Raw genomic sequence first — 25,753 nt, 5'->3', positions numbered from 1 at the left:
ACGCTCCGACGACCGCTTCATCGTGCTGCCGGCAAAGCGCTTCCTCGAATGGCGCAATGCGCTGCACGGGCTCGCCGATTGCGGGATTGCGAAGTCGACGCTGAAGACCAGGGAAGGGCTTGTCGCCCTGAAGATCGCGCGCGTCCACTATGCGCGCGGCGACCTGGATACGGCGGCCCGGTTCCTGGCCGTGGCCAAGGCCGCGCCGAAGGTGCCGTCGGACATCTGGCGTTGCATGCGCTATCAGTTCAAGCTTGCGGCGCGGCGCCGGTTTTCCATGCCGCGTGTCCAGTTGCAAAGCGCCTGATGGCCGAGAGGCCGGAACTCGCAGTCGTGGTGATTGGTTTGCGGGCGCCTGCCGAGTTGGTCGCAGCAGTAAGATCGGCGCTCGACCAGAATGCACCGTTCGAGGTCGTGGTCGTGAATTCCGGCGGCGGGGATGTCCAGGCACTGCTGGGTCGTGCCGGACTCGATGTCAGGGTCATCGAGGTCGGGCAGCGACTGTTCGCCGGCGCTGCGCGAAATATCGGCCTGCGGCGACACAAGCCCCGTTCGTCGCCTTCCTTGCCGCGGATTGCCTCGCCTGCCCGCGCTGGGCAGAGATCCGATGACGGCGGGCTCTGGATGGCGGACCTGTCGGCCGTCGCGCGAGCGTGAACCCTTAAGAGCAGCACGGAACCAGTCGCCGGCGATGCGGCTTATCTACGGACCAGTTCCGTGGGATGCATCATGCTGCAACGACCGCAATCCTCCCCTGACCGTTCAGCAGGAGAGGACGAAACCCGAAAGAACGGCGCGCAAGATTCGGCCGAGCGCGCGTCGCTCACCTATGTCAGCGATGCCGATCCCGGCATTCGCCGCAAGCGAAAAGGCAAGGGCTTTGCCTATCTCGGGCTCCAGGGCCGTTCGGTCTCAGCGGCCACGCTTGCGCGCATCAAGGCACTGGCCATTCCGCCGGCGTGGACCGATGTCTGGATTTCGCCTGATGCCCGCGGGCACATCCAGGCGACCGGCCGGGACCAGCGCGGGCGCAAGCAATACCGCTATCATGCGCTGTGGGCCGCCGAGCGCGACGGCGCCAAATATTCAAGCTTGGTCGCCTTTGCCAAAAGCCTGCCCGGACTGCGGCGCCGCATCGATGCGGATCTGCGCCGTCACGGTCTGCCGGCGGAGCGCGTCGTCGCGGCGACCGTCTGGCTGCTCGACAATACGATGATCCGCGTCGGCAATGCCGCCTATGCCCGCGACAACAAGAGTTTCGGCCTGACGACGTTGCGCGACCGTCATGTCGACATCGAGGGATCGCACTTGCGCTTTGCCTTCAAGGGCAAGTCCGGCAAGGAATGGAAGCTGAAGCTGGTCGACCGCCGGATCGCCAGGATCGTGCGCGGCGCGCAGGAACTTCCGGGCCAGAAGCTGCTTCAGTATCTTGACGAGGACGGCAACAGGCATCCGGTCGGTTCGGGCGACGTCAACCGCTATATCCGCGACGCGGCCGACGCGGATTTCAGCTCGAAGCATTTCCGAACCTGGGGCGGCACCATCCACGCCGCGTCGCTGTTTGCACAAGCCGAGCGTCCGGAAAGCCAGGCGCAGATGAAGCGGGTCATGAACGGGATCATCGACAGGGTCGCCGAGCGCCTCGGCAACACGCGTGCCATCTGCCGCAAATGCTACATCCACCCGCTGGTCTTCGAAGCATGGGCAAACGGCCGGCTGCTCAGCGAAATGGCGGAGGCAAGCAAGCGAAAACGCCTGATACCCGGTCTCGACGAAGAGGAGACGCTGGTGTTGCGATGGCTTGAGACGCGCGGCGCCTGACCAGTGGCACGGGTGGACGGGCAAGCCCGTGTGATCGCTCAATATTTTTTTATCGACGTTGTGTCGGGAAGGGCCCTACTGTCGCGTCCTTTGATACGGAAAGGATTTGCCATGCTCTACGCCATCCTCTGCTACGCCTCCGAAGACGTCGTCTGCTCCTGGAGCAAGGAACAGGACGACGAGGTCATGGCAAAGCTATTGGGCGTGCAGGAAAAATACGCCCAGGCCGGGCGGCTTGGGCCCGTCGCGCGTCTCTTGCCGACCACCGCCGCGACGACGTTGCGCACGGTCAAGGGCGAGCCGGTCGTCATCGACGGCCCGTTCGCCGAAACCAAGGAACAGTTCCTCGGCTTCTATACGCTCGAATGCGCCGACCTCGACGAGGCCGTCGACTTCGCGCGCGAGCTTTCCCAGGTCAATCCAAGCGGCGGCTCCTACGAGATACGCCCGGTTTCCCTCTTCAATCCGGCCAGAGTACCCGCATGACCGAGCTTGCCTGGATAAGCACCGCGATCAGCACCGCCCGTCCGCAGGCGATGGGTGCGCTGCTGCGCTACTTCCGCGATCTCGACGCCGCGGAAGAAGCTTTCCAGGATGCGTGCCTGAGGGCGCTGAAGAACTGGCCGAAGAACGGCCCGCCGCGCGATCCCGCCGCCTGGCTGATCTTCGTCGGCCGCAACAGCGGCATCGACGCGGTCCGCAAGCGGTCCAAGCAGGCGCCGCTGCCGGAAGAGGACCAGATCTCCGACCTGGAGGATACCGAAAGCGATATCGCCGAGCGTCTCGACGGCGCCCACTATCGCGACGACATCCTGCGGCTCCTGTTCATCTGCTGCCATCCGGACCTGCCGGCGACGCAGCAGATCGCGGTGGCATTGCGCATCGTCTCCGGCCTTACCGTCAAACAGATCGCGCGCGCCTTCCTGGTCGGCGAAAGCGCCATGGAGCAGCGCATCACCCGCGCCAAGGCGCGCATCGCGGATGCCGGCGTGCCTTTCGAGACGCCGGGCGCCGTCGAGCGCTCGGAACGGCTCGCGGCGGTGGCCGCCATGGTCTACCTGATCTTCAACGAGGGCTATTCGACCAACAGCGGCGAGGCGCCGGCGCGCGCGCCGCTCTGCGAGGAGGCGATCCGGCTGGCGCGGCTCTTGCTTCGGCTGTTCCAGACCGAGCCTGAAATCATGGGGCTGACGGCACTGCTCCTGCTGCAGCATGCGCGGGCGCCGGCACGCTTCGACGTCAGTGGCGAGATCGTCCTGCTGGAGGACCAGGACCGCAGTCTCTGGAGCCGCAAGATGATCGACGAGGGCCTGGCGCTGGTCGACAAGGCGCTGCGCCACCAGAAGCCCGGCCCCTACCAGGTGCAAGCGGCGATCGCCGCGCTGCATGCGCGGGCGGTGAAGCCCGAAGACACCGACTGGACCGAGATCGACCTGGTCTACAGCCTGCTCGAGCGCATGCAGCCGTCGCCGGTGGTGACGCTCAATCGCGCCGTAGCGGTGTCCAAGGTGCGCGGCCCCGAGGCGGCGCTCGCCATGATCGAGCCGCTGGAGGATAGGCTGTCCGGCTATTTCCACTTCTTCGGCCTCAAGGGCGGCCTGCTGATGCAACTCGACCGCGGCGATGAGGCGCGCGTTGCGTTCGACCGGGCGATCGCGCTTGCCAACACAGCCGCCGAGGCGGCCCATATCCGCATGCATATCGACCGCCTGATGAAGGAAGGCGCCGAGCGGGCCGCGCAAAAGGCGCGCTGAGCGGCCGTCTCGAAAGTCTGGCCCAACCCTGCGGTCCGGGCTTAGACCATGCCGGGGTGGCGGTTTTTCCCCGAAACGAGTAATGCCACGCCATGAAAGCGCTCCGACGGGCCCGACGGTACGGACAGGGTGGCGCATGGCTTTGCCCCGTTGCCTTGCGACGGGATCTGAAAGGGACAAAAATGACGATAGCGAAGGAAACGGCCGCACTTCTGGAGAAGCTCGGTGTCGCCAAGGACGCGCTTTCCGGCGGCGACCTGATCGTGCGTAGCCCGGTGACCGGCGAGCGGATCGCAGCGCTGAAGACGATCTTGCCGGGCGATGCGGCCAAAACCATCGACGCCGCCCACAAGGCGTTCCAGGCCTGGCGGCTGGTGCCGGGACCGAAGCGCGGCGAGTTGGTTCGCCTGCTTGGCGAGGAACTGCGCGCCCACAAGGCCGAGCTTGGCCGGCTGGTTTCGATCGAGGTCGGCAAGATCCCGTCCGAAGGGCTCGGCGAGGTGCAGGAGATGATCGACATCTGCGATTTCGCCGTCGGCCTTTCCAGGCAGTTGTATGGCCTGACCATCGCCACCGAACGCCCCGGCCACCGCATGATGGAGACCTGGCATCCGCTGGGCGTCGTCGGCGTCATTTCGGCCTTCAATTTTCCGGTCGCGGTATGGTCGTGGAATGCAGCCCTTGCGCTGGTCTGCGGCGACGCCGTTGTGTGGAAGCCGTCGGAAAAGACGCCGCTGACCGCGCTTGCCTGCGAGGCGATCTTCAAGCGCGCGGTCGAGCGCTTCGGCAATGATGCGCCCGCAGGGCTGGCGCCGGTGCTGATCGGCGACCGCGCCGTCGGCGAGATCCTGGTCGACCACCCGAAGGTGCCGCTGGTCTCGGCCACCGGCTCGACCCGCATGGGTCGCGACGTCGGTCCGCGGCTGGCCAAGCGCTTCGCGCGCGCGGTGCTGGAGCTCGGCGGCAACAATGCCGGCATTGTCTGCCCGACCGCCGATCTCGACATGGCGCTGCGGGCCATCGCGTTTGGCGCCATGGGCACGGCCGGCCAGCGCTGCACGACGCTGCGGCGCCTGTTCGTGCACGAGAGCGTCTACGACGCGCTGCTGCCGCGTCTCAAGAAGGCCTATCAGAGCGTCTCGGTCGGCAATCCGCTGGAAACGTCTTCGCTGGTCGGTCCGCTGATCGACAAGGCCGCCTTCGACAACATGCAGAAGGCGCTGCAGGAAGCCACCGCCCATGGCGGCAAGGTTACCGGCGGTTCGCGGGTCGAGAACGGCCATCCGGATGCCTATTACGTGCACCCGGCGCTGGTCGAGATGCCCAAGCAGGTCGCGCCGGTGACGGAAGAAACCTTCGCGCCGATCCTTTATGTGATGAAGTACTCCGACTTCGATGCCGTGCTCGACGAGCATAACGCGGTCGGCGCGGGACTGTCGTCGTCGATCTTCACCCGCGACCTGCAGGAGTCCGAGCGCTTCCTAGGCGTTGATGGTTCGGATTGCGGCATCGCCAATGTCAACATCGGCACCTCCGGCGCCGAGATCGGCGGCGCGTTCGGTGGCGAGAAGGAGACCGGCGGCGGCCGCGAGAGCGGCTCGGATGCCTGGAAGGCCTATATGCGGCGTGCCACCAACACGGTGAACTACTCCAAGGCGCTGCCGCTTGCCCAGGGCGTCTCGTTCGACATCGACTGAGGATCGCAGGCGCCGCTCATGGCGGCGCCTGTCCTGCACGATCAGGCCACGCAGGTCGACAGCGCGCATGGCGGCCGCGACGCCGGACACTTTCTGACGTTTGCCGGTGAGATCGCGGGTTGTGCGGAGGGCAGAACGTTCAGCCTCTTTCCGGTGCCGGAAAACAGACCTCGAAGGCCGCATCGACAACGGCGAGCTTGGCCGCCTGGACGGCCATGTATTCGTGGTAGAATTCCTTCGAAACCCACATCAGGGAATGGCCGCGCTGGCCGGCCCAGCCGATGCTGCCGAGTTCCTCGGCGTCATGCAGCTTGCGCGCGAGATGGGTGCGCGACAGCTTAAGCCATCGGGCGAACTCTGCGATCGAGACCACGCTTGTCGGGATCTTGTCCAGTCCGGCATTCTCTGGATCGATGCCGGACATCAGCCAGTCCATGACGATGCCGCCATTGTTGAGCCAGATGAACAGCGAGAAGGTCTGCTCGGGCTCACGCACCGGCGCTGAAGACAACAGACCGTCCGCGATAAGCGGCTGCAATCTGGCCAGCATTTCGGGCCGGTCGAGGAAGGTGGCCAGCCGGTTGCCGCCGTCGATCATATCCAGCGTCCTGAGATGGGCGAGGACCCAGCCCGTGAATGTCTTGATGGTGGCTGCCGTGGGCTGCATGGGATGGGCGCGCGCATCTTCGCTTGTCGGCAGATATTCGGCGATGTTGTAATGCAACATCTCCTTGATGAAGGCTTCCGCCGTGTTGCGGCTGGCTACCGAATTCTGGCGTATCACCTTGAGGAAGCGCGCCAAGGTCAGCGCGGTGTGATGGTCGTTCGGATTCCGCCTGAAATGCAGGGCAAGGCCGACATGGCCCATCAGCCAGCGTTGCTGCGTGGCGAAGATCGCGGCCAGCCGAGGGCTCGTTTCGTAGATCTGGATAAGCGCCCGTGACTGCTCCTGGACACCACGGTGCACAGCCGGATGGCCGGCAATGTCTTCGGCTTTCAGCGCCATCCTGCTCCTGCTCCGATTCAGCCCTCCGAACCGTGAAACATGAAGCACATTTCCAGCCTTCATCGTTGGTGTCCAGTATTGCGCTCCCCGTACCAAAGTAGGGCGGCCTGCATGCAGGCCGAGGCCATTTCCTCGCTAACTCTTTGCAAACGTTCGCAAAACTCCTCCCAACGATAGTCAGCCCGGCAGCCGCCGGCCGAATTGACGCACGCAAGGGGCAAGCACAGGCTTCGCGCCATCCGGGCCGGGGTGAGCGCGCGTTCCAGGCCAAGATTGAAACAAGCAACGGCATCGGCCGGCTCGCGCAGGTTGTCAGGACTCGAGGGCCTGCCGCAGCGCCGGACCGCTCCTGACGCGCAGGTCGAGATCAGCCTCGATATGGTCGATGTGGTGCAGCATCAGCGCGCTGGCGCGTTCGGCGTTGCCGTTCTCCAGCGCGTCCAGGATCTGCAGATGCTCGTTGTGGCCGCAGCTCGAAATGCCGGAGCGGCCATAGAGCGCGATCACCAGCGAGGAGCGCGCGACCAGCTCTTCCATAAAGCGCTGCAGGATGACATTGCCGGCCACGGAAGCCAACAGCAGATGGAAATCGCCGGAGGCCTTGATCTCGGAGCGCCTTGCGCTCGGCCCGCGCTCGGCGATAAAGCGGCCCTCTTCCTCGAGCTGTGCCTTGAAGGCGGCAACGTCAGCCGGTGTGATGCGCCCGGCGGCGGCGACCGCGATGCCGGGCTCGATCAGCCGGCGCGAGGCAAAGACCTGGCGCGCCTCTTCCGGCGAGGGATTGGCGACGAAGGCGCCGCGATTGCGCTCGGTGCGCACCAAGCCTTCGAAGGAGAGCATCTGCAGCGCCGCGCGTGCGACGGTGCGGCTGACATCGAATAGGGTGCCGACCTCGCCTTCGGACAGTTTGGTTCCGGGCGCAAGCCGGCGGTCGACGATGGCGTCCCGCAACTGGTCGCGGATCGCCTGGGCGCGATCCTCGTTGGCGTTGTCGACGGCTGGGAAGGTCTGGTCGGCGATGTTCATGGCGGCAAGGTCCTCAGCTCTTGTAGCCTGAATCGGGCCGCCTGCACGAGAGCCAAATTGAACGCAATAGTAGAAAAGATTGCATACGATTTCTGCTGACATCGCCGACAATCGCCCATAATTTGTGCATCGCACACGAGTGCTGCTTTGCTGGGCGCGAGGCCGGATCGACAATTTGCTCGAGGATTCAAACGCTTGAGGGTGGCGGCGGGCAACTGGCATGCATGATGCTTTGGTTAATCCGAGCCAAGAGGAGCCCGGATGTCCAAAGCCGCCGAAATCGACATCGTGTCCGTTTCGAAAGTCTATGGCGCGACCACCGCCGTCGAGGACATCAGCCTCAAGATTCCGGCCGGCACCTATTGCTGCCTGCTCGGTCCTTCCGGCTGCGGCAAGACCTCGACGCTGCGCATGATCGCCGGGCATGAGAGCATCTCGAGCGGCGACGTGCGGCTCGGCAACACCGTCGTCACCGACCTGCCGCCTGCCAAGCGCGGCACAGCCATGATGTTCCAGTCCTATGCGCTGTTTCCGCATCTCGACCTCGTCGACAATGTCGCCTTTAGCCTGAAGATGAAGGGTGTCGGCAAGGAGGAGCGCCGCTCCAAGGCGCTCGACATGCTGAAGCTGATGCAGATGGAAGCCTATGCAAGCCGCCGCCCGGCGCAGCTTTCAGGCGGGCAGCAGCAGCGCGTGGCGCTGGCCCGCGCATTGATCACCGATCCCGAGGCGCTGCTGCTCGACGAGCCGCTTTCGGCGCTCGATCCGTTCCTCAAGATACGCATGCGGGCGGAGCTGAAGAAGCTGCAGACCTCGCTCGCCATCACCTTCGTTCACGTCACCCACAGCCAGGAGGAGGCAATGGCGCTGGCCGACCTGATCGTGGTGATGAACAATGGCCGCATCGAGCAGGCGGCGCCGCCGCGCACCGTATTCGAACGGCCGGCGACCGCTTTCGTCGCCCGCTTCATGGGCGACCACAATGTCGTGTCCGGCCGCGTCAGCGGCAGCAGCGACGGCATGGTTCTCTTTGAGGTGCCGGGCGGCGTCTCGCTCGCCGCGAGCGGGCAGGGCCGCGAGCCCGGCGAGCCGATCGACATCGCCATCCGCACCGACCATGTGCGCATCGGCGAGGCGCCGGCGGCGGGGCTCGGCTTCAGCGGCATCGTTTCCAACATCGAGTATCGCGGCGCAACCGTGAAGCTCTCGGTCAACGGCGCTGGCATCGAGGAGTTCACAGTCATCCTCGACGACGAGGGCTTTTTTGCCAGGCCGGTCGCCGTCGGCGACGCGGTGCCGATCGCCTGGGACGCCGAGGATGCGATCATCCTCGGTCGTCTCGATTCCTGAACCATCACAACCAAACCAAAAGGGGAACTGACAATGACCAACACAACCGACAAGAAGACAGGCATTTCCCGCCGCTCGCTGCTCAAGACGGGCGCAGCGGCGGTCGGCCTTGCCGCCGGCTCCGGCGTCATCACCGGCTTCCCGACCATCTGGGCGCAGTCGAACATCACGCTGCGCCAGTTCGGTACCGGCGTGTCTAACCTCAATGCCATCGCCGAAAAGTGTAAGGCGGATCTCGGCATCACGCTGGAGATGACGGCGACCGATTCCGATGCCGCCGCGCAGCGCGCGGTGACACAGCCCGACAGCTACGACATCGCAGACATCGAATACTGGATCGCCAAGAAGGTATATCCGACCGGCGTCATGCAGCCGATGGACGTCAAGAAGCTGAAATATTACGACAAGATCGTGCCGCTGTTCATCACCGGCAAGCTGACGCCCGACAGCGTGATCGCGCAAGGCACGGCACCACACACGGTCGGCTTCGTGGAGGCGCAGGATTCCAAGGCCTTCGCCAAGGAACCGACCCAGTGGATGACGATGGTTCCGACCATCTACAATGCCGACACGCTGGGCATCCGCCCCGACCTCGTCGGCCGCGACATCACCACCTGGGCCGACATCATGGATCCGGCTTTCAAGGGCAAGGCCGCCATCCTCAACATCCCGTCGATCGGCATCATGGATGCGGCCATGATCATGGAAGCCATGGGCAACATCAAATATGCAGACAAGGGCAACATGACCAAGGAGGAGATCGACAAGACGATCGATTTCCTGATCAAGGCCAAGCAGGACGGTCAGTTCCGCGCCTTCTGGAAATCCTTCGACGAGAGCGTCAACCTGATGGCGTCCGGCGAAGTGGTGATCCAGTCGATGTGGTCGCCGGCGGTGGCAGCGGTGCGCTCCAAGGGCATCGCCTGCAAATATCAGCCGCTCAAGGAAGGCTATCGCTCGTGGGGCGGCGGCCTCGGCCTCGCGGCGCATCTCAAGGGCGCCGAGCTCGACGCGGCCTATGAATACATCAACTGGTACCTGTCCGGTTGGGTCGGCGCCTATCTCAACCGCCAGGGCTACTATTCCGCCGCCATGGACACGGCCAAGCAGTTCATGTCCGAGGATGAATGGGGCTTCTGGGTCGAGGGCAAGCCGGCAAAGGGCGACATCGTCGCGCCGGACGGCAAGGTGATGGAGAAGGCTGGCGCGGTGCGTGACGGCGGTTCCTTCGTCGAGCGCATGGGCAAGGTTGCCTGCTGGAACTCGGTGATGGACGAGGACCGCTACATGGTGAAGCGCTGGAACGAGTTCATCGCGGCGTGATGCACTGATCGCGGATGACGGCGGCGACGCCGCCGTCATCCGCAAACACAACCGCTCGTCGGATATCACGCATGACAGTCGCGCTCGAACGCCCTGCAATGGCCGCGGCCAAGCCCGCCAGGCGCCGCCGGTTCTCGATCGGCGTGATCGCGCCCTATCTGCAGGCGACGCCGCTCGCGCTGATCCTCGGCGCGTTCCTGCTGCTGCCGATCCTGATGATCGTCGTCGTCAGCTTCTGGGACTACGACTTCGCGGCGATGTATCCGGATTTCCTGACGACCAACTATTCCGACGTGCTCGGTTCCTGGGTCACCTGGAAGACCTATCTCAACACGCTGAAATACACTGCCATCGTCTGGGCGTTGACGCTCTTCATCGGCTTCTGGGTCGCCTATTTCCTCGCCTTCCACATCCGCACCACGGCCATGCAGATGGTGCTGTTCCTGGTCTGCACCGTGCCGTTCCTGACCTCCAACATCATCCGCATGATCTCGTGGATTCCGGTGCTCGGCCGCAACGGCCTGGTCAACTCGACGCTGGTGCATCTGGGGCTGGTACCGAGGCCGATCGAATGGCTGCTCTATTCCGAATTCGCCGTCGTGCTCGCCATGGTGCATCTCTACACGCTGTTCATGGTGACGCCGATCTTCAACACGCTGATGCGCATCGACCGCTCGCTGTTCGAGGCCGCGCGCGACGCCGGCGCTTCCGGCTGGCAGATCCTGTGGAATGTCGTCATCCCACTCGCGAAGCCCGGCATGGCGATCGGCACCATCTTTGTCGTCACGCTTGTGATGGCCGATTTTTCCACCGTGCAGGTGATGTCGGGCGGACAGAGCGCCTCCGTCGCGCTGATGATGAAGAACCAGATGTCGCTTCTGCAATATCCGGCCGCCGCCGCCAACGCGGTCGTGCTTCTGGTGCTGGTGCTCCTGATGGTCGCCGGCATCCTGCGCATCGTCGACATCCGCAAGGAGCTCTGAGGCGATGAACCGCGAGAAGCGCACTCTCGAATTCTACGGGCTGGCGGCCTTCTTCGCTCTGTTCGTGCTGTTCCTCTACGGGCCGCTGTCGGCGATCCTGATCCTGTCCTTCCAGGGTGAGAATGGCGGCCTGACCTTTCCGCTCAACGGCGTCTCGCTGCACTGGTTCGCCAACCTGTTCGAGAAGCAGGCGGTGGGCGATTTCGGCGGCAGCTTCAGGCGTTCGCTGGCGCTCGGCCTGATGGTGATGGCGGTGACCGTCATCGTCTCACTGCTCGCCGGGCTTGCCTTCCGCCGCAAGTTCCGCGGCGCCACGGCGCTGTTCTATCTCGCCGTCGCCAGCCTGGTCGTGCCGTCGATCATCATCAGCCTCGGCATCGGTGTCGTCTTCCAGCAGATCGGCTTTCGTCCGGCCTGGTACACCTCGGCCTTCGGCGCGCATCTGACCTGGACCTTGCCCTTCGGCGTGCTGATCATGTTCGCCGTCTTCAACCGGTTCTCGCCGGCCTATGAGGAGGCCGCTCGCGACCTTGGCGCCACCGCCTGGCAGACCTTCGCGCATGTGGTTCTGCCGATGATCGCGCCCAGCCTGATCGGCGTCGGCCTGTTTGGCTTCACACTCTCCTATGACGAGTTCGCCCGCACGCTGATGACGTCGGGCACCTTCAACACGCTGCCGCTCGAGATCTATGGCATGACGACGAATGTAACGACGCCGGTGCTCTATGCGCTTGGCACGGTGACGACCGTGTTCTCTTTCCTGGTGATCCTGCTGACGCTCGGCGCGATCGTCTATGTCGGCCGCCGCCGGGCGCGAGCCTGAACGGAGCCAACGTGCAGATTCTCGTGGTGAACCCGAACACGACCGCCAGCATGACCGAAACCGTCGCAGCGGCCGCCCGCTCCGTTGCCAGCGCCTCGACGGAGATCTTCGCCGTCACTTCGTCGATGGGGCCTGTGTCTATAGAGGGCTATTATGACGAGGCACTTGCGGTGCCCGGCCTGCTGGTCGAGATCGCCGCCGGCGAGCGCGCCGGCGCGCAGGCGGCGATCATCGCCTGTTTTGACGACACCGGACTGGACGCGGCGCGCGCCATGGCGAACATCCCGGTCATCGGCATCTGTGAGGCGGCGCTCAGCCTCGCCTCCTTCATTGCTCAGCGCTTCAGCGTGGTGACCACCACCGAACGCTCACGCGTGCCGGTCGAGGAGTTGGTGCGGCGCTACGGCATGGCCGCGCGGGCCCGCGTGCGCGCCGCCGACATTCCGGTCCTGGCGCTGGAAGACCCGGCATCAGGCGCCATCGTCAAGCTGCGTGACGAGATCGCGCGTGCGATCGAGCGGGATCGCGCCGAGGCGATCGTACTCGGTTGCGCCGGCATGGCCGACCTTGCGGCCGAGTTGCAGCGGGACTTCGGCCTGCCGGTCATCGACGGCGTCGGCGCCGCGATCAAGCAAGCCGAGGCGCTGATTGCGCTTGGCCTGTCAACATCCAAACGCGGCGCCTATGCAAACCCGCTGGCAAAGCCCTATCGTGGCGTTCTGAAATCCTTCGCCCCGGGTGACGTCGCCGCCGAGTGATACGATGCCGAGAACAATCCGCTTGCTCGCCTCACAAGAGGTGGAAATGCTTGTCGACTGGGCCGCGGGCGAAGGCTGGAATCCAGGCTTTGGCGATGCCGCCGTGTTCCAGGCGGCAGATCCCGAAGGTTTCATCGGCGCCTTCGTCGACGGCGGGATGGTGGCCGGCATCTCGGCGGTTGCCTATGGCGACCGCTTCGGCTTCATCGGCCTCTATATCTGCCGTCCCGACCGGCGCGGCGAGGGGCATGGCAGGGCGGTCTGGGACGCCGGCATGGCGCGGCTCGGCAATCGCACGATCGGCCTCGACGGTGTCGTCGAGCAGCAGCCCAACTACCGGCGCATGGGATTTCAGCCCGTCTACGAGACGCTCCGCTACAGCGGCCATGCCGTGGGTCTGCCCGGGGGCGGCGACATCCGGCCACCGACGCCCGATCGGCTTGCCGACGTCCTCGCCTATGACCGCGGCTGTTTCCCGGCGCCACGGCCGGCTTTTCTCGAAGGATGGCTGCAGCCGCCGCGCGTTGCCTTGCTGGCCATGAAAGCCGGCCGGATTTGCGGCTACGGCGTGGCGCGTCAGTGCCGGGAAGGTTTCAAGGTCGGGCCGCTGTTCGCCGACGATACCGAGACCGCGCTGCGGCTGCTGGCTGCGCTGGCCGACATGATGAGGGGCACGCTGCACATCGACGTGCCGGTGGCCAATGCGGATTTCACCGCAGCGCTTCGGGCCGCCGGCCTGTCGCCCGGCTTCAGCACGACCCGGATGTATCGGGGAGGCGTGCCGGCAAACGCGCAAGCCAGGGTCTTCGGCATAACCACGCTCGAGCTGGGCTGACGCGGGGCGGCCGCTATCGCCGCGCCGAGCGCCGCAGCGCCTGGGGCGGCTGGCCGAAGCCGCGCATGAAGGCGCGGCGCATGCGGCCGGGATCGCCGAAACCGGTGGCGGCGGCGATGCGATCGAGAGAGGCGGAGCTGGTCTCCACCGCGGTTCGGGCGGTTTCCAGGCGCAGCCGCTCCACGGCCTTGGCAGGCGTAGTTCCCGTTTCTCCAGTGAAGGCACGGGCGAAGTGGCGCGGGCTCATGGCTGCGCGGTCGGCGAGAACCTCGACCGTCAGCGGCTCGGCGAGATGGTCCCGCATCCACTCAATCAAATCGGCGAAGCGGCCGGTGCGGCCGCCGAGCTCCACCAGCGAGGAAAACTGCGACTGGCCGGACCTGCGCTGGTGGACGACAAGCTGCTGCGCCGTGCGGCGCGCGACATCCTGGCCGAGATCGTCCTCGATGAGGGCGAGCGCGAGGTCGATGCCGGCGGAAATGCCGGCCGAGGTCCAGACATCGCCATCGTGAACGAAGATGCGGTCCGCATCGACGCTGATCCTCGGATAGCGGCGGGCGAAATCGTCCGTGCTTGCCCAATGCGTGGTGGCGCGGCGGCCGTTGAGCAGCCCCGCTTCCGCGAGCAGGTAGGCGCCCGAGCAGACGCTGGCGATCCGCCGCGCGCCGACGCGCTTCAGCCAGGCGGCGATCTGTTCGGCGGCAGCCAGGGAGCGCACGATCTCGCCGCCGGAAATGATGACCGTGTCGAAGCGCCCGTCGCGCAGAGGCGCCGTGGTGAGGCGGACGCCCGACGAGCTTTCGACCTCGCCGCCGCCCGGAGCCAGCATCGCCAGCTCGTAGCTTCCGGGGGCGAAACGCCCGGCGATCTCGAAGGCGGCCGTCGGCCCCGCGGCATCGAGCAACTGGAAGCCCGGGTGGATAACGATCGCGACTGTCCGTTGCATGGCAGTTTTCGCACGATTTATGTCATTTCGGCCAAAGCCTAGCGCCTTTACACTTTCGGTCAACCTCTTCGGTCGAGCAGAGGATCCACCATGCGCTTGCGGACTGTCTTGTGGGGCGGGCTGGGTATCTTTGTGCTTTTCCTGGCTCTCGGCGCGGGATGGCTGTTGTCGCTGCCGCCGACACCCGAAGCCATCGCCGCGCCGGCGATCGGCCGGCAAGAGGCGGACGCCACGATAGCGGCGCTGGGGCCGAAGCGGCAGCGGCCGCTGGTCGCCATCATCGGCATCAATGACGCCACCGAAACCACCGACTATCTGATGCCCTACGGCATCCTGAAGCGCGCCGATGTGGCCGATGTGATGACGGTGGAGCCGGACGCGACGGTGGCGGCGTTCGATGCGCGGCATCCGCAAGGCGCCGACTACGTCATCGTTCCGGCGATGAGCCGCGACGACGATCCTGCGGTGCTTGAATGGATAAGGCGCCAGTCGGCCAAGGGCGCCATCGTCATCGGCATCTGCGCCGGAGCCAAGGTCGTCGGCGCCAGCGGGTTGCTCGACGGCAAGCGGGCGACCACGCATTGGTACTCCGTGGGCGGGCTTCGCGATCGGCATCCCTCGATCCGCTATGTCGCCGACCGGCGCTTCGTGGTCGACCAGGGTGTGGCGACGACGACCGGGATCACTGCGTCGATGCCGATGATGCTGACCCTGATTGAGGCCATTGCCGGCAGGCAGAAGGCCGAAGCCGTCGCGACTGAGCTTGGACTGACCGGCTGGGATGCGCGCCATGCCAGCGCCGCCTTCAAGTTCACGCGCCCCTTCGCGTTGACGGCGATTCGCAGCACGCTTGCCTTCTGGGATCACGAGCAAATGGGTCTGGAACTGACGCCGGGCATGGACGAGGTGTCGCTCGCCCTTGTCGCGGATGCGTGGTCGCGCACCTACCGTTCGCGCGCCGTGACGGTTTCCGGGACGAATGAAGCCATCACGAGCCGCAACGGCATACGCTTCCTGCCCGACCAGGTGGCCGCCTCTTGGCCTTCGGAACGGCGGATCGCCAGCTTCGAGCATCAGCCACCGGTCGAGGCGCTGGACCAGACGCTGCGGAACATCGCCGACCGCTACGGCACCGGCACGAAGGATTTCGTCGCCATGCAGCTCGAATATCCGAAGCAGGGAGCTTCGCAATAAAGGCGCTGGCGCCATGGTCAAAGCCTCGGACTTCGAACAGCCGCCGGCGGCGACGCGGAAGGGCCGTGGCGCTTCGGCCTGGCAAGCCGTGGCCCGTACGGGATGCCGTGTCCTTGCGTGACCAAAAGCCGATGGTTGTGCAAGGTTGTATTTCAGAAACGACTACAGAATTACCTTTTAAGGCGCAGAGATTGTTAATTTTTGCCAAGTAGCATAAGTACGAACGTGAAGCTATCCAGCTAGTTTGGTAGTATTCCCGAGTCGATTATGGATGGCGCACTTCCCTCCGATCTCAGCTGTCGACCAATTCGCGAGGGCGATTGGGATGGCGTGATCGGCTGCCTCCGCAGGGGCTTTCCGATGCGTCGCCGCAGGTACTGGGAACATGCGCTGACCCGTCTGTCGCAACGGCCCGCGATCGACGACTGTCCGCGATACGGTTTCGCCCTGGAGAGTTCCGGCCGGATCGTCGGGGTCGTGCTCACCCTCTATTCCCGCTACCCGGGCCGGGAGGGCGATGAAATCCGCTGCAACATCTCAAGCTGGTCGGTGGATAAGGCATTCCGCCCCTATGCCATGAAGCTGATCTGGCCGGTGCTCAGGCGACGGGATGTGACCTACACCAACATTTCGCCGGCGCCTTCGACGTTGAATGCCAACAAGGCGCTCGGCTTTCGCCTCTTCGCCAGCGGCCAGTTCGCCTTCCTGCCGGCCTTGAGTTCGGCGCAGCCGTCATGCCGCGTGCTCGAGGTCCGCTCCGACCTCGCCGAAATGGCGATGCTGTCGGACAGCGAGAGATCCATCCTCGAGGATCATGCCGCGCTGGGCTGCCTGTCATTCGTCTGCATTCGCGACGGGGCGGCATACCCGCTGGTGCTGATGCCGCGCCGCATCCTGCACGGCCTGATCCCGTGCGCCCAAATCGTTTATTGCCGTTCGCTCGCGGATCTGAGCCGCGGCGCCGGCGCGCTGGGACGCTTTCTCCTGCGACACGGAATCCTGCTCTGCCTAGCCGATGCGAACGGGCCGATCGCAGGCCTGTTCGGCCGCTACTTCGCGAACAAGGGGCTGAAATATTTCAAAGGGCCGAAACCGCCTTCGCCCGGTGACCTGACATTCACCGAACTGGTGATATTCGGCCCCTGAACCAGAGGGCGACGACAGGTCAGCAGCGCCGTCTTTCGTCGGCATTGCCTTTGTGCTCCCGAAAGTTCAGTCCTGCGGCCTGGCCCTTGCCGCCGCTACCTCGCGCCAGTGCGTTCCGAGCGAGACACCGACGAGCAGCAGGCAGAAGCTGAGCGCGAGCGGAGAGTAGAACGCCTCTTCCTGCAGCACGGCATTGGCCGAGATGGTGACGATGCCGACAAAGGCAAACAGGAAATCCGGGTCGCCGGTCTCGATCAGCTGCCGCCGGGCGGCCACGGCGAGCGCCGCCAGGAAGCCGAAGAAGATGAAGCTGCCCACGCCCATCTGGTAGAGCATGACGCCGACGGCGCTCTCGACGGGAACCGAGGCGACGCCCTCGGCCTGGGCGGTCGCCCAGCTGAGATTGAGGCTGGTGCTCGACAAATTGCCGCCAAATCCCAATCCTTGCCCAAGCGGGTTGGCCAGGAAGTCGCGCAAACCGGCGGTCAGGCCAAGCACGTGGTAGTCGCCATGCGTGGCGCCATAGGCGATCGCGGCCGTCGTCCAGGCTGCTGCCAGAGCCAGGGCGACCGCGAGCGTCAGGCGGGCGCGGGGAGGGCGGTAGATGATGCGCATGGCGAGTGCGATGAGCAAAAGGAACGTGGCGCCCTTGGAGCCGATGACCAGAAGCAGCGGTAGGGCGGCGATGGGCAGCAGCCAGCGGCCCCTGAACAGGAGCCAGGCCGAGATGATGCTGAGCGCGTAGGCGTAGCTGATCGAATGGAAATTCGGGCCGCCGATGCGGAAGACACTGGGCAGGATGTCGTTGAAGAACGGCGTGTTGAAGAAGGTCGTCGTCATCACGTCCTGCAGGCCACGGAAAACGAAGCCCGTTTCCTTGAGCGACTTCTCCCAGACGCCGGTCTCGATTTGCCGGGCGATGTTGCGCTGGATGTAGAGGTCGCCATGGAACAGGCTGAGGAAATCCATCGTGAAGGTCAGCTCCACATAGCCGTAGATGACGGCGCCGGCGCCGAGCCAGAACATGCTCTTGCGCAGGTCGACCGGATAGAGGCTGGCGGCGAGAACCGCGATGTGGAAGCAGGCGAGCGGCGTGATCGTGTTGCGGAAATAAACGACCGCATCCTTGGGCTGGCCGTGCACGATCCCCAAAGCAAGATAGAAACAGATCGTCCCGCACAGAACGATGCTCAGCAGCAGCCAGAAGCGCAATTCGGTCAGGGCGCGCACGCGCTGCTGGAACGACGCGGCAAGGAAGATGCAGAAGGCGGTCATCAGGATGACGAAGTTGGTGCCGCGCAGCGCGTCGAACGTATCGTTGTCGGGGATGTAAGGGGTGTACCAGGTCACCACGAGGTTCTGGTAGAGGAAGGCGCAGATGATCAGGACGGGGACGCCCGCGGGCATGGCGTTGGCCACGATCAGCGTCAGCAGGAAGGTCGCCGCGATGCCGAACGGCGTCCAGACGGCAAAGGCCGAAACCGTCAAGGCAACGAGGGTAAGCGACACGCAGACATGCAGCAGCGCGTCGCCGCGCGGCGCCTCAAAGCTCGACGCGTCCAGGCCGACCGGCGGATATGTCCCGGTGACGCTCATTGCCGGTCGGCCTTGACCGTCGCAGGCATCGGCGCCCGGATGTGCTGAGCCTTGTCCATGTCAGTCCTCGCCGTCGCTGCCCAGCAGGGCGGCGATCATCGAGCTGTCGAACCCTTCCGCGCTCTGCCTGTTGGCGATGAAGCCGAAGCCCTGGTCGAGCTCCCAATGGGACCAGCCGATCTGGTTGGCCTCGGCCGCCCTGCGCACGGCGCGAACCCAGCGCGCGCGGCTGTCGGCATCGACGCAGAAATTGAGCACGCCGAACTCGTTCAGCATGACCGGGCAGTGCTGGGCCGCCGACCAGCGGCCGAGCCCGGCGAAGTCCGACGCAATCCGCGCTTCGCCCCACGGCCTCGACAGTTCCTGCTCCAGAAGGGAGGCAGCCTCCTCGTCGCCCGCCGCCTGGAGTTTGGAGACAAGCGCCCGGACCGGCGGCGAGTCCTTCGTCGCAGGAAAGGGCAGGTTGGCGAGACGGGCGAGCGGCGATCGATCCCAGGTCTCGCATTGATGCGTGAAGGCCATAGGCGCGTAGTAGTGGATGGCGGCGATCTGCCTGTCGTCGGCCAGCGGCGGGGTGTCGCCGATCTCCCAAATGCCCTGGAAGCGCGCCGGCCCCCAGACCATCGCGTGCAGCGGACATTTGGCGCGCAAGGTTGCGGCAAGGTGTTCGCGCAGCGCGAGCCAGTCGCTCCGCTCCATCGGCGGTTCGTTGAGCAGCTCCGGATAGACCGAGTCCTCCGGCAGGTCGGCAATGACGACGCGGAGCGCCGTCCAGGCTTGAACCACGCGTTCGGCCGCGCTTGCCGGATCGCGCTCGAACGCGGCGCGCAGATCACCCGAAGGATGCATGTCCACCAGCACCGCGAAGCCCAGCCCGACAAGCTCGGCCACGCCACGCTGAATGGCGCGTAATGCCGCCCTGTTGCCATCCGCGACGAGATCGCCATTCACCGGCAACCGGATCGTTTCGAACCCAGTTTGACGAAGCTTCTCCAGAACGGCCGGGGTAGGGGCGCTCCCGCCTTCTCGTTCGAACCATCCGGGGAGGTTGAAGCCATGCGAGGGAACGGCGCGCTTGTTCGCCGCCGGCAGCGTGGCGGAGACGGAAAAAGGCAAGGCTGTAAGCAGTGCGCCGCCGGTCAGGGCAAGCGCACGCCGCCGCGACAGCGCCGGCAAAGCCTGCTCCGGCGCCCGCATGGATCAGGTCCTCGCAACGGCGCCGCGGCGCCAGTCGCCGGCCTTCGACGGGACGTCGTGCGGGGTCTTGCCGGGCTGGGCGCTGTCCTGCGCGATCACCAGCGTGGCGCTGCGTTCGACCTGGCCAGCGCCGAGATGCCGCTCGATCAGATCGGCGGCGTCGGATGCCCTTTCGGACCGGTTCAACGCGAACAGCGTGAGATCGGCCTTGGCAAAAAGCTCCGGGTCCCAACCTTCTTCGCCAAGCGATGGGGCGACCACGAGCACGAAATCGAAGGCGTTGCCGGCTTCGGCAAGAATGCTGCGCAAGCTGTTGCGATCGCGCGATTGCTGACCCTGTCCGGCCGCCCCACCGGCTGCAACCGTACGCAGGCCGCTGGCGCCGTCGATGAACAGGCCGGAGCCGTACCCGGCGCGATGCGGCAGGTCTCCGACTTCAACCACGAGCACATTCTGTTCGGCTCGCTGCAGGCCGATCCCGACCATCGCGCCGGCGAGCCGTGCCTCGGCGCTGCTTTGCATCGAGGACACCAGCAACACAAAGGGTTTGGGGTGGTCGCTCAGGCGTCCGAGGATCTGCCGCATCAGTCTCAGCACGGCCAGCGACAGTGTTTCGTTGCCGGTCTCGAACAGCGACTTCCTCATCGCCTTGATATTTGCAAGCGCCGCGCCCCCGGCGACCCCGGGCAAGCGGTATTCGCCGAAATCGGCCGGCACGGGCAACGATCGGGGCTTGGCCTGCGGGCCATCCTTGGCTGGATCGACCGCCTGCGGAGCGTCCCGCCATTGGCTCGACGGATCATCCTCCGGCCGACCGACCGGGCCCAGCATCAGCGCGAGGCCGCATCCGGCCATGAGGCCGAGAAAGACGCTCACCGGCAGCAGCAGGGCCGGCTTTGGCCAGGTCGGCTGCAGCGGCGGCGCGGCGGCACCGATGGTGCGTGCCTCGGACGTCTGGACGCCCTGCAACTGCGATGTTTCCTGCGCGCGTTTCAGGAAGTCGTCGAGCACGGTGCGGGCGGCCTGAGCTTTCGAATCGAGTTGCCTTAACTGCACCTGCGCCAGGCTCGAGTCCTGGGACTGCTGGCGCAGGGCTTCGAGCTTGTCCTGCAGCTTTCCGGCATTCTGGACGGCGAGATCGTAATTGGCCTTCAGCTGCTGCCTGATCCGCATCGCCTCACCGGCCATAAGCCGGTTGATGCGGTCCAGTTCGGACCTCAGCCGGCCGATCGCCGGATGGCGCGGCCCGTACATGGTTTCCAGATTTGCGAGCTCGGTGGCGCGCTGGTTGTAATCGTCGCGCAGATTGGCGGCCGCGTTGGAGGAGAGTATTTCCGACAGCTTGGCCAGGCCGGCAGCGGAGGTGCCAGCTGCCAAGGCCTGATTGTATCTGTCCTTGGCCTTGTCGGCATCGCCCTGCGCGGCAATCAGCTGCGTCGTCAGCTGGTCGAGCTGCGATTGCAGCGTGCCGCCATCGGTCGGGTCAACGATCCTGTGCTGCGATTTGAAATCCTCGACCGCGCGCTCGGCGTCGCTGACGTCCTTCTGCAGGCCTTTGATCCTGTCGTTGAGAAGGGAATTCACATCGTCATTGGCGGTTTCCCGCTCGCCGGCCAGGCTCGCCTTGTAACGGTCGACGATGGCGTTGGCGATGCGGGCCGCCTTCTCCGGCGACGGCGAGGTGAAGGAGACGTTGATGACATAGGTCAGCCCTTCGCGCTCGACCGATACCGCCTTCTGGAAACGCTTGAAGGCCGCGTCCTGCGGGGTACCTCCGCCGAACAGGGACATGACGCGCGATATCAGGCCGCGGGACGAGAATTCGGGATCGTTCCGGAGCTTCTGGCTGTCGAAGACGGTGCCCAGCAGGTCCTGCGATTCGATGACGAAGACCTGGCTCGCGATGGCTGCGCTGTCGGCCCCGATGCCCGGAAGGACGTTGTTGAAGTTGGTCGCGCGCGCGTCGCGCGGATCGATCAGGATCGAGGCGGTCGCGGTGTAGCTGGGACTGGTCACGGCAAGGTAGAGCACCGCCAGAAGCAGCGCCGCGCCGGTGAAGGCAAGCACCAGCAGTCGGCGCCCCCAAAGAATGGCCCACAACGGTCCGATATCGAACAATGGCGGAAGAGCGCGATCGTCGATCCTGGCTGGCTTCATTACCTTTCCCCTGCAGAGCCGGCGTACCGACGCCACTCTACACGGTCCAGTATTCAGGATTAACGTTAGCCTTTCGTTAAGGTTACTGAGGTGCTTACGCGATTCATTTCGCGGTAACAGTAACCATGCAGAGCGTTCGCGCTGGCGCAATTGCCGGCTTTTGCTCTATTCAGGGGCAGGTTTCAGCGTCGGCTCGCCTGCCGCGGGGGTTAGGCCAGTTGATTGCTACAGGGGCCGACGTTGAGTGAGAATCAAGCCGATCGCGACGCCGTGGCCGGGAGCGCCAGCCCCGGGGCCGGCATGCGCATGCCCATCGTGGCGCTCGCCAAGAGCGGCGCGGTGGCCGGCATCATCAAGCTTGCCAGCGCGGGCCTGTCCTTCCTGATGTTCGTGGCCGTCGCCATGGTGATGGACGGACGGCAGTTCGGCCTTTACAGCGCGACCTATGCCGGCGCCAGCCTGGTGTCCTTCTTCGCCTCGGTCGGACAGCAGAGCACCGTGCTCAGGTTCTGGCCGCAATATGTCGGGCTTGGCGATCTCAACTCCGCTCACGGCATGATGGCGCGCGCCATTCTCGTGGCGCTGGCGGGGCTTATAGGCTCCAGCCTGCTCATCCTCCTGGTCGGATTCCTGCCGTTCATCGGCAAGGGCACGCCGGAATGGTTCTCGCTGTGCCTGGCCGCCGCGGTCTTGTCCTTCTCGCTCGGCTGGTCGGAGTTCACCTCCGGCGCCTTCCGGGCCAAGAACGCGCTGATATCCGGCCTTTTGCCGCGCGATATCATCTGGCGCGCGGCGACGATCGGTATCCTTTTCGTCTGCCATTCCATGCGCGTCGAGATGAGCGCGGTCGAGGCGACCTGGCTGACCGCCCTGCTGCTCGTCCTTTCGGTCGTTCCGCAAACCGTGGCTCTGGTGCGCGACACGGCGCGCGCCGAACGTGGCCCCCTGAGCGAAGGACAGAAGCAGGAATTCAGGACGGTGACGCTTGGCCTGTGGGGCGTCACCTCGCTGCCGCCGGCGCTCGGGCAGGTCAGCACCCTGCTCGTGGCCATGATCCTCGGGCCCGAGGCCGCCGGCGCGATCTTCGTCGCCGACCGGACGACACGGTTCGTGGCGCTTGCGCTCAACGGCATCAACCAGGCGCTCGCGCCGCAGATCTCCAGCGCCTTCTACAGCGGCGACAGGGCGCATGTTCAGCGCATCACCAGCCTCGCCGCGCTTGGCAGCTTCGCGATCGCGCTGTGCGTGCTCGCGGCATTCTGGATCCTGGGCGGCTTCATCCTGTCGATGTTCAATCCGGCCTATGCCACGCCCGCCATGCGCGCCACGCTTGTCATCTTCGGCATCGGCGCGACGTTCGGCACGGCTTGCGGCCCGATCGAAGTCCTGCTGCAACTGACCGGCCTCCAGCATGCGCTGTTCAAGGTGCTGGTCATCGTCAACGCGCTGGGGCTCGGCGCGACCGCCGTGACGACCTACTTCTTCGGGCCGATCGGCGCGGCGGTCAGCATCGCTGGCACCGTCATCGCATGGACCGCCATTGCGGTGTCGATCGCCAAGCGTAGAATAGGCATCGACCCATCTATCTTCGGCTTTGCGATGGGGAGGGCGGCGCCCGCTCCCCGCGTGGCGCTGAAGGGGCGTATGTGAAGATCATCCAGGTTCAGACCCAGGCCGAGGCCGCGGGCGCGCAACGAATTTCCGACATGGTGGGTGAAGGCCTGCGGGTTCGCGGGCATGATGTGCGCACCGTCTTCATGTACCGGAAGACCGACGCTTTCGACGGCGATCCCTATGCGGATTTCATCCTTGCCGGGCGCCCGAAAGGATTGCCCGGACAGGTGCGCGCGGCCATCGGCCTTGCGGCCTATCTGCGCGCGGCGCGGCCGGACGCGGTGATCTCCTATCAGCACTACGGCAACATCTTCGGCACGATCGGCGCCCGGGTGGCCGGAGTCCGGCACATCGTTGCCAACCAGAGCGGCGCGCCGCAGACCAAAGGGGTCATGGGCCTGCTCTCGCAGATCGACAAGCTGATGGGCATGTCGGGGCTTTATCAGGCGAACGTCGTCAACTCGGCCTGGACGGAAGCGCAGTTCGATCGCTACCCGCAAGCCTACCGGCGGCGGATCCGGCGCATCGATCACGGCGTCCCCGCACCAGATGGAGACTTCAACAAGGTGGCCGCGCGCGCCGGCTTCGGCTTGCCCCGGGACGTATGGCTTGCTGTCTCGTCGGGGCGTCTGACGCAGATGAAGAACCAGATCGCGCTTGTCGGAGCGCTCGCGCACCTTCCCGATATCCATGTGGCGCTGGCCGGCGTCGGACCGGAGCGGGATGCCCTTGTCGATTTTGCCGCGAGCCGGGGCATCGCGGATCGGCTGCACTTGGTCGGCGAAGTGCCCACGGCGCGCATTTTCGAATTCCTCGCGGCCGGCGATGCCTATGCGTTTCCGTCGATGACCGAGACCTTTGGCCTTGCCTGCGTCGAAGCGGCGATTTCCGGTCTGCCGGTGGTGTCGAACGACCTTGCGGTGATGCGCGAGGTGCTGACGGCCGAGGATGGCGAAGCGGCGGCGATCTTCGTCAAGGCCGATGCCGACGGCATGGCCGGGGGCCTTGCCGAGATGATCGCCAGGCCGGAACTGATGGCCACGCTCTCCGCGGCGGGGCGGCGACTCGGACAGAAATATTCGCCGGCGAGGATGTGCGCGGGCTACGAGGCGCTACTGCTTTCCTGAGTGCTTTCGCACCGCCGCGATCCCGTCGATAACCTCCAGCATGCCGGCGCGGTTAAGCGTGTGGATCTTCGGGTAAGGCCAGTCGCCTTCCGGATCGACCGGCCGAGGCTGCGAAAGCCGAACCGCCTGCTGGTCGAGGTCCAGCAATTCCGACAGGCCAAGCCCGCCGCCATAGCCGAGCGTTCCGTCCTGAACCGGAAGCAGGATACGGCCCTCCCGGTTGCGAACGAAAGCTCCGCCTGGGCGTGCCATACGAAGGTCGATCAGGACAGGGTTCATGGGATGCGGGGTCCACGGGCCGGAGAGCGCCTGAGCGCTGAAAACCACCAGCGTGTCGGACGTGCTGCCGTAACCGTCGCGATCGGTCGCGAACAGCCAAAGTTGCCCGCCATGCTCGAGCAGCGTCGCGTCGGATATCTCGCCTTCGACCAGCACCGTCTCGGCGGCCCAGCGGTCCGGGAAGCCCGTGGCGCGATAGAGGGTGAGCCTGCCGCCGGCGCTGGCCTCGGGAAGCATCCAGACCGCGCCGTCACGCTCGAACACCTGCGGGTAGGAGAGGTGGTGCGGTTCCTCCAGCACGACCCTCGGCGTCTCGGGGGCGCCGCTGGCATCGAACGGCACGACGGAGATGACGGCCTTGCCGGTCGCATGAGGGTAATCCTCGACGAAGAGGAATGACCGGCCTTGCCACTGGAACGGAAAAGGGTCGGCGTAGAAATGGTCGCCCGGATCCGGCAAGACCGACCAGCCGCTCCCGAGCCGGCCTGTCTCAGCCACGCCGGGCGCATCGGTGAAGCGGTAGCCGACGCGCCAATGCGCATGGCGATAACCGACGCGCCGCATGGCCTCCCGGCCAAGCCGCGGCAGCGCCGAGCCGAGATAGGCGGAGGCGAAGGCAAACGCCGTTGCCTTGTTGAGGTGTCGGTCGTCAGGCGTTCCTTCGCCCTGAAAAGGCCGGCCTTCAGCGAACGCCCGCGCGATCGAAACGATCAGAGTCACGGCGCGGGCAAGCACATCCCCTGTGCCAAGCGCCGCCGATTCCCGCCTGTCCACCATCGGCAGAGCCCGGCCCACCACCGTCTCGCCGTTGAGAACGGCCTCGATCACTGGCAGCCTGCCGGCCGCGACCGCTATCGCCGCCGAGAGGTCAAAGCCCGAGCCGTCAAATCGAAGGCCGACTGTCGGGATATCCGACAGCGCCGCGTTGCCGGCAAGGTCCAGCCTCAACGCGACGGGCCGGCCGCCGGATCGTGCCTCGAGCCTGTCAAGCGGAGCGCCGAGGCCGGGCCCTTTCCGTCGAAACAGGCGCTGCTCGAAGGCAAAGGCGAGCTTTGCCGCAGCCGGCCAGGCGGCCGCTTCGGCCTGATGCAACACGGCCACGTCATGACCGTCGGCCCTGT

At 65.4% G+C, this 25,753-nt stretch carries 21 protein-coding genes and 2 pseudogenes; 16 read left to right on the top strand and 7 right to left on the bottom strand.

Going from position 1 to position 25,753, the window contains the following annotated elements:
• The 6 genes and pseudogenes from EOA33_RS03325 to EOA33_RS03300 form a co-directional block, all read left to right on the top strand.
• A pseudogene (locus tag EOA33_RS03325) lies at window positions 1-307 on the top strand (glycosyltransferase family 2 protein); the annotation flags it as partial.
• Entirely contained in the window at window positions 307-657 is a 351-nt protein-coding gene (locus EOA33_RS03320; protein ID WP_126058520.1) for a glycosyltransferase, read from the top strand. The pseudogene EOA33_RS03325 and the gene EOA33_RS03320, both read left to right, overlap by 1 nt.
• Before the next feature lie 72 nt (window positions 658-729).
• Window positions 730-1,821, top strand: coding sequence for a DNA topoisomerase IB (locus EOA33_RS03315; RefSeq protein ID WP_126058521.1), 1,092 nt, complete (start codon window positions 730-732; stop codon window positions 1,819-1,821).
• A gap of 111 nt (window positions 1,822-1,932) precedes the next feature.
• On the top strand, window positions 1,933-2,307 hold the full coding sequence (locus tag EOA33_RS03310; protein WP_127404928.1) for a YciI family protein: 375 nt from the start codon (window positions 1,933-1,935) through the stop codon (window positions 2,305-2,307).
• On the top strand, window positions 2,304-3,575 hold the full coding sequence (locus EOA33_RS03305) for an RNA polymerase sigma factor (RefSeq protein ID WP_127404927.1): 1,272 nt from the start codon (window positions 2,304-2,306) through the stop codon (window positions 3,573-3,575). Before EOA33_RS03310 ends, EOA33_RS03305 begins: the two co-directional genes overlap by 4 nt.
• Before the next feature lie 182 nt (window positions 3,576-3,757).
• Entirely contained in the window at window positions 3,758-5,272 is a 1,515-nt protein-coding gene (locus EOA33_RS03300) for an aldehyde dehydrogenase family protein (RefSeq protein ID WP_126058524.1), read from the top strand.
• A 139-nt stretch (window positions 5,273-5,411) separates the two neighbouring features.
• Here EOA33_RS03300 and EOA33_RS03295 read toward each other — a convergent pair whose 3' ends face one another.
• Window positions 5,412-6,278: a hypothetical protein gene (locus EOA33_RS03295; protein ID WP_189362982.1), complete on the bottom strand. Its 867-nt coding sequence runs from the start codon at window positions 6,276-6,278 to the stop codon at window positions 5,412-5,414.
• Window positions 6,279-6,590: 312 nt separating this feature from the next.
• The gene (locus tag EOA33_RS03290; protein WP_126058526.1) at window positions 6,591-7,304 is read right to left on the bottom strand and encodes a GntR family transcriptional regulator; all 714 of its coding nucleotides are present in this window, start codon (window positions 7,302-7,304) and stop codon (window positions 6,591-6,593) included.
• Window positions 7,305-7,565: 261 nt separating this feature from the next.
• On the opposite strand from EOA33_RS03290, the gene EOA33_RS03285 reads away from it, so the two are divergent.
• The 6 genes and pseudogenes from EOA33_RS03285 to EOA33_RS03260 all read left to right on the top strand — a co-directional run bounded on the left by EOA33_RS03285 (window position 7,566) and on the right by EOA33_RS03260 (window position 13,376).
• Window positions 7,566-8,654, top strand: coding sequence for an ABC transporter ATP-binding protein (locus tag EOA33_RS03285; protein WP_126058527.1), 1,089 nt, complete (start codon window positions 7,566-7,568; stop codon window positions 8,652-8,654).
• A 33-nt stretch (window positions 8,655-8,687) separates the two neighbouring features.
• Window positions 8,688-9,977 carry a PotD/PotF family extracellular solute-binding protein gene (locus tag EOA33_RS03280; protein ID WP_126058528.1) on the top strand — a complete coding sequence of 430 codons (1,290 nt, stop codon included), beginning with the start codon at window positions 8,688-8,690 and terminating at the stop codon, window positions 9,975-9,977.
• A gap of 146 nt (window positions 9,978-10,123) precedes the next feature.
• Window positions 10,124-10,960, top strand: a pseudogene (locus EOA33_RS03275) (ABC transporter permease); the annotation flags it as partial.
• Between the two features lie 4 nt (window positions 10,961-10,964).
• On the top strand, window positions 10,965-11,783 hold the full coding sequence (locus tag EOA33_RS03270; RefSeq protein WP_127400341.1) for an ABC transporter permease: 819 nt from the start codon (window positions 10,965-10,967) through the stop codon (window positions 11,781-11,783).
• An 11-nt stretch (window positions 11,784-11,794) separates the two neighbouring features.
• Entirely contained in the window at window positions 11,795-12,541 is a 747-nt protein-coding gene (locus EOA33_RS03265; RefSeq protein WP_126058531.1) for an aspartate/glutamate racemase family protein, read from the top strand.
• A gap of 4 nt (window positions 12,542-12,545) precedes the next feature.
• Entirely contained in the window at window positions 12,546-13,376 is an 831-nt protein-coding gene (locus EOA33_RS03260; RefSeq protein WP_127399757.1) for a GNAT family N-acetyltransferase, read from the top strand.
• Between the two features lie 13 nt (window positions 13,377-13,389).
• On the opposite strand, the gene EOA33_RS03255 is transcribed toward EOA33_RS03260, so the two are convergent.
• Complete coding sequence (locus EOA33_RS03255) at window positions 13,390-14,322, bottom strand: GlxA family transcriptional regulator (RefSeq protein WP_126058532.1); 933 nt, start codon at window positions 14,320-14,322, stop codon at window positions 13,390-13,392.
• Between the two features lie 90 nt (window positions 14,323-14,412).
• On the opposite strand from EOA33_RS03255, the gene EOA33_RS03250 reads away from it, so the two are divergent.
• Entirely contained in the window at window positions 14,413-15,516 is a 1,104-nt protein-coding gene (locus EOA33_RS03250) for a DJ-1/PfpI family protein (protein WP_126058533.1), read from the top strand.
• Window positions 15,517-15,876: 360 nt separating this feature from the next.
• Complete coding sequence (locus EOA33_RS03245) at window positions 15,877-16,662, top strand: hypothetical protein (RefSeq protein WP_245482215.1); 786 nt, start codon at window positions 15,877-15,879, stop codon at window positions 16,660-16,662.
• Window positions 16,663-16,728: 66 nt separating this feature from the next.
• On the opposite strand, the gene EOA33_RS03240 is transcribed toward EOA33_RS03245, so the two are convergent.
• From EOA33_RS03240 to EOA33_RS03230, 3 genes are read right to left on the bottom strand one after another with little or no spacing between them, the layout of a single operon-like run.
• Window positions 16,729-18,258 (bottom strand): hypothetical protein, encoded by a 1,530-nt coding sequence (locus EOA33_RS03240; protein ID WP_126058534.1) that lies wholly within the window; start codon window positions 18,256-18,258, stop codon window positions 16,729-16,731.
• 60 nt (window positions 18,259-18,318) lie between these two features.
• Entirely contained in the window at window positions 18,319-19,455 is a 1,137-nt protein-coding gene (locus EOA33_RS03235; RefSeq protein WP_126058535.1) for a cellulase family glycosylhydrolase, read from the bottom strand.
• 3 nt (window positions 19,456-19,458) lie between these two features.
• Window positions 19,459-21,612: a GumC family protein gene (locus EOA33_RS03230; RefSeq protein WP_126059373.1), complete on the bottom strand. Its 2,154-nt coding sequence runs from the start codon at window positions 21,610-21,612 to the stop codon at window positions 19,459-19,461.
• A 240-nt stretch (window positions 21,613-21,852) separates the two neighbouring features.
• On the opposite strand from EOA33_RS03230, the gene EOA33_RS03225 reads away from it, so the two are divergent.
• Entirely contained in the window at window positions 21,853-23,262 is a 1,410-nt protein-coding gene (locus EOA33_RS03225) for a lipopolysaccharide biosynthesis protein (RefSeq protein ID WP_126058536.1), read from the top strand.
• Window positions 23,259-24,353 carry a glycosyltransferase family 4 protein gene (locus EOA33_RS03220; protein WP_126058537.1) on the top strand — a complete coding sequence of 365 codons (1,095 nt, stop codon included), beginning with the start codon at window positions 23,259-23,261 and terminating at the stop codon, window positions 24,351-24,353. Before EOA33_RS03225 ends, EOA33_RS03220 begins: the two co-directional genes overlap by 4 nt.
• On the opposite strand, the gene EOA33_RS03215 is transcribed toward EOA33_RS03220, so the two are convergent.
• The coding region (locus EOA33_RS03215) for a hypothetical protein (RefSeq protein ID WP_127404926.1) at window positions 24,339-25,753 on the bottom strand (1,415 nt) is incomplete at its 5' end. The two genes, EOA33_RS03220 and EOA33_RS03215, sit on opposite strands and share 15 nt — an antisense overlap.

The sequence above is a fragment of the Mesorhizobium sp. M4A.F.Ca.ET.050.02.1.1 genome (genome assembly GCF_003997725.1).
Lineage (GTDB): Bacteria > Pseudomonadota > Alphaproteobacteria > Rhizobiales > Rhizobiaceae > Mesorhizobium.
This window is presented reverse-complemented; position numbering and strand designations above follow the sequence as displayed.

Bases quoted from the DNA above. Each gene is read 5' to 3' on its own strand.
- EOA33_RS03235 (WP_126058535.1), bottom strand. From the start codon at position 19,455: ATGCGGGCGCCGGAGCAGGCTTTGCCGGCGCTGTCGCGGCGGCGTGCG.
- EOA33_RS03250 (WP_126058533.1), top strand. From the start codon at position 14,413: ATGCGCTTGCGGACTGTCTTGTGGGGCGGGCTGGGTATCTTTGTGCTT.
- EOA33_RS03290 (WP_126058526.1), bottom strand. From the start codon at position 7,304: ATGAACATCGCCGACCAGACCTTCCCAGCCGTCGACAACGCCAACGAG.
- EOA33_RS03270 (WP_127400341.1), top strand. From the start codon at position 10,965: ATGAACCGCGAGAAGCGCACTCTCGAATTCTACGGGCTGGCGGCCTTC.
- EOA33_RS03285 (WP_126058527.1), top strand. From the start codon at position 7,566: ATGTCCAAAGCCGCCGAAATCGACATCGTGTCCGTTTCGAAAGTCTAT.
- EOA33_RS03320 (WP_126058520.1), top strand. From the start codon at position 307: ATGGCCGAGAGGCCGGAACTCGCAGTCGTGGTGATTGGTTTGCGGGCG.
- EOA33_RS03280 (WP_126058528.1), top strand. From the start codon at position 8,688: ATGACCAACACAACCGACAAGAAGACAGGCATTTCCCGCCGCTCGCTG.
- EOA33_RS03245 (WP_245482215.1), top strand. From the start codon at position 15,877: ATGCGTCGCCGCAGGTACTGGGAACATGCGCTGACCCGTCTGTCGCAA.
- EOA33_RS03300 (WP_126058524.1), top strand. From the start codon at position 3,758: ATGACGATAGCGAAGGAAACGGCCGCACTTCTGGAGAAGCTCGGTGTC.
- EOA33_RS03295 (WP_189362982.1), bottom strand. From the start codon at position 6,278: ATGGCGCTGAAAGCCGAAGACATTGCCGGCCATCCGGCTGTGCACCGT.
- EOA33_RS03240 (WP_126058534.1), bottom strand. From the start codon at position 18,258: ATGAGCGTCACCGGGACATATCCGCCGGTCGGCCTGGACGCGTCGAGC.
- EOA33_RS03310 (WP_127404928.1), top strand. From the start codon at position 1,933: ATGCTCTACGCCATCCTCTGCTACGCCTCCGAAGACGTCGTCTGCTCC.
- EOA33_RS03305 (WP_127404927.1), top strand. From the start codon at position 2,304: ATGACCGAGCTTGCCTGGATAAGCACCGCGATCAGCACCGCCCGTCCG.
- EOA33_RS03230 (WP_126059373.1), bottom strand. From the start codon at position 21,612: ATGAAGCCAGCCAGGATCGACGATCGCGCTCTTCCGCCATTGTTCGAT.
- EOA33_RS03255 (WP_126058532.1), bottom strand. From the start codon at position 14,322: ATGCAACGGACAGTCGCGATCGTTATCCACCCGGGCTTCCAGTTGCTC.
- EOA33_RS03315 (WP_126058521.1), top strand. From the start codon at position 730: ATGCTGCAACGACCGCAATCCTCCCCTGACCGTTCAGCAGGAGAGGAC.
- EOA33_RS03260 (WP_127399757.1), top strand. From the start codon at position 12,546: ATGCCGAGAACAATCCGCTTGCTCGCCTCACAAGAGGTGGAAATGCTT.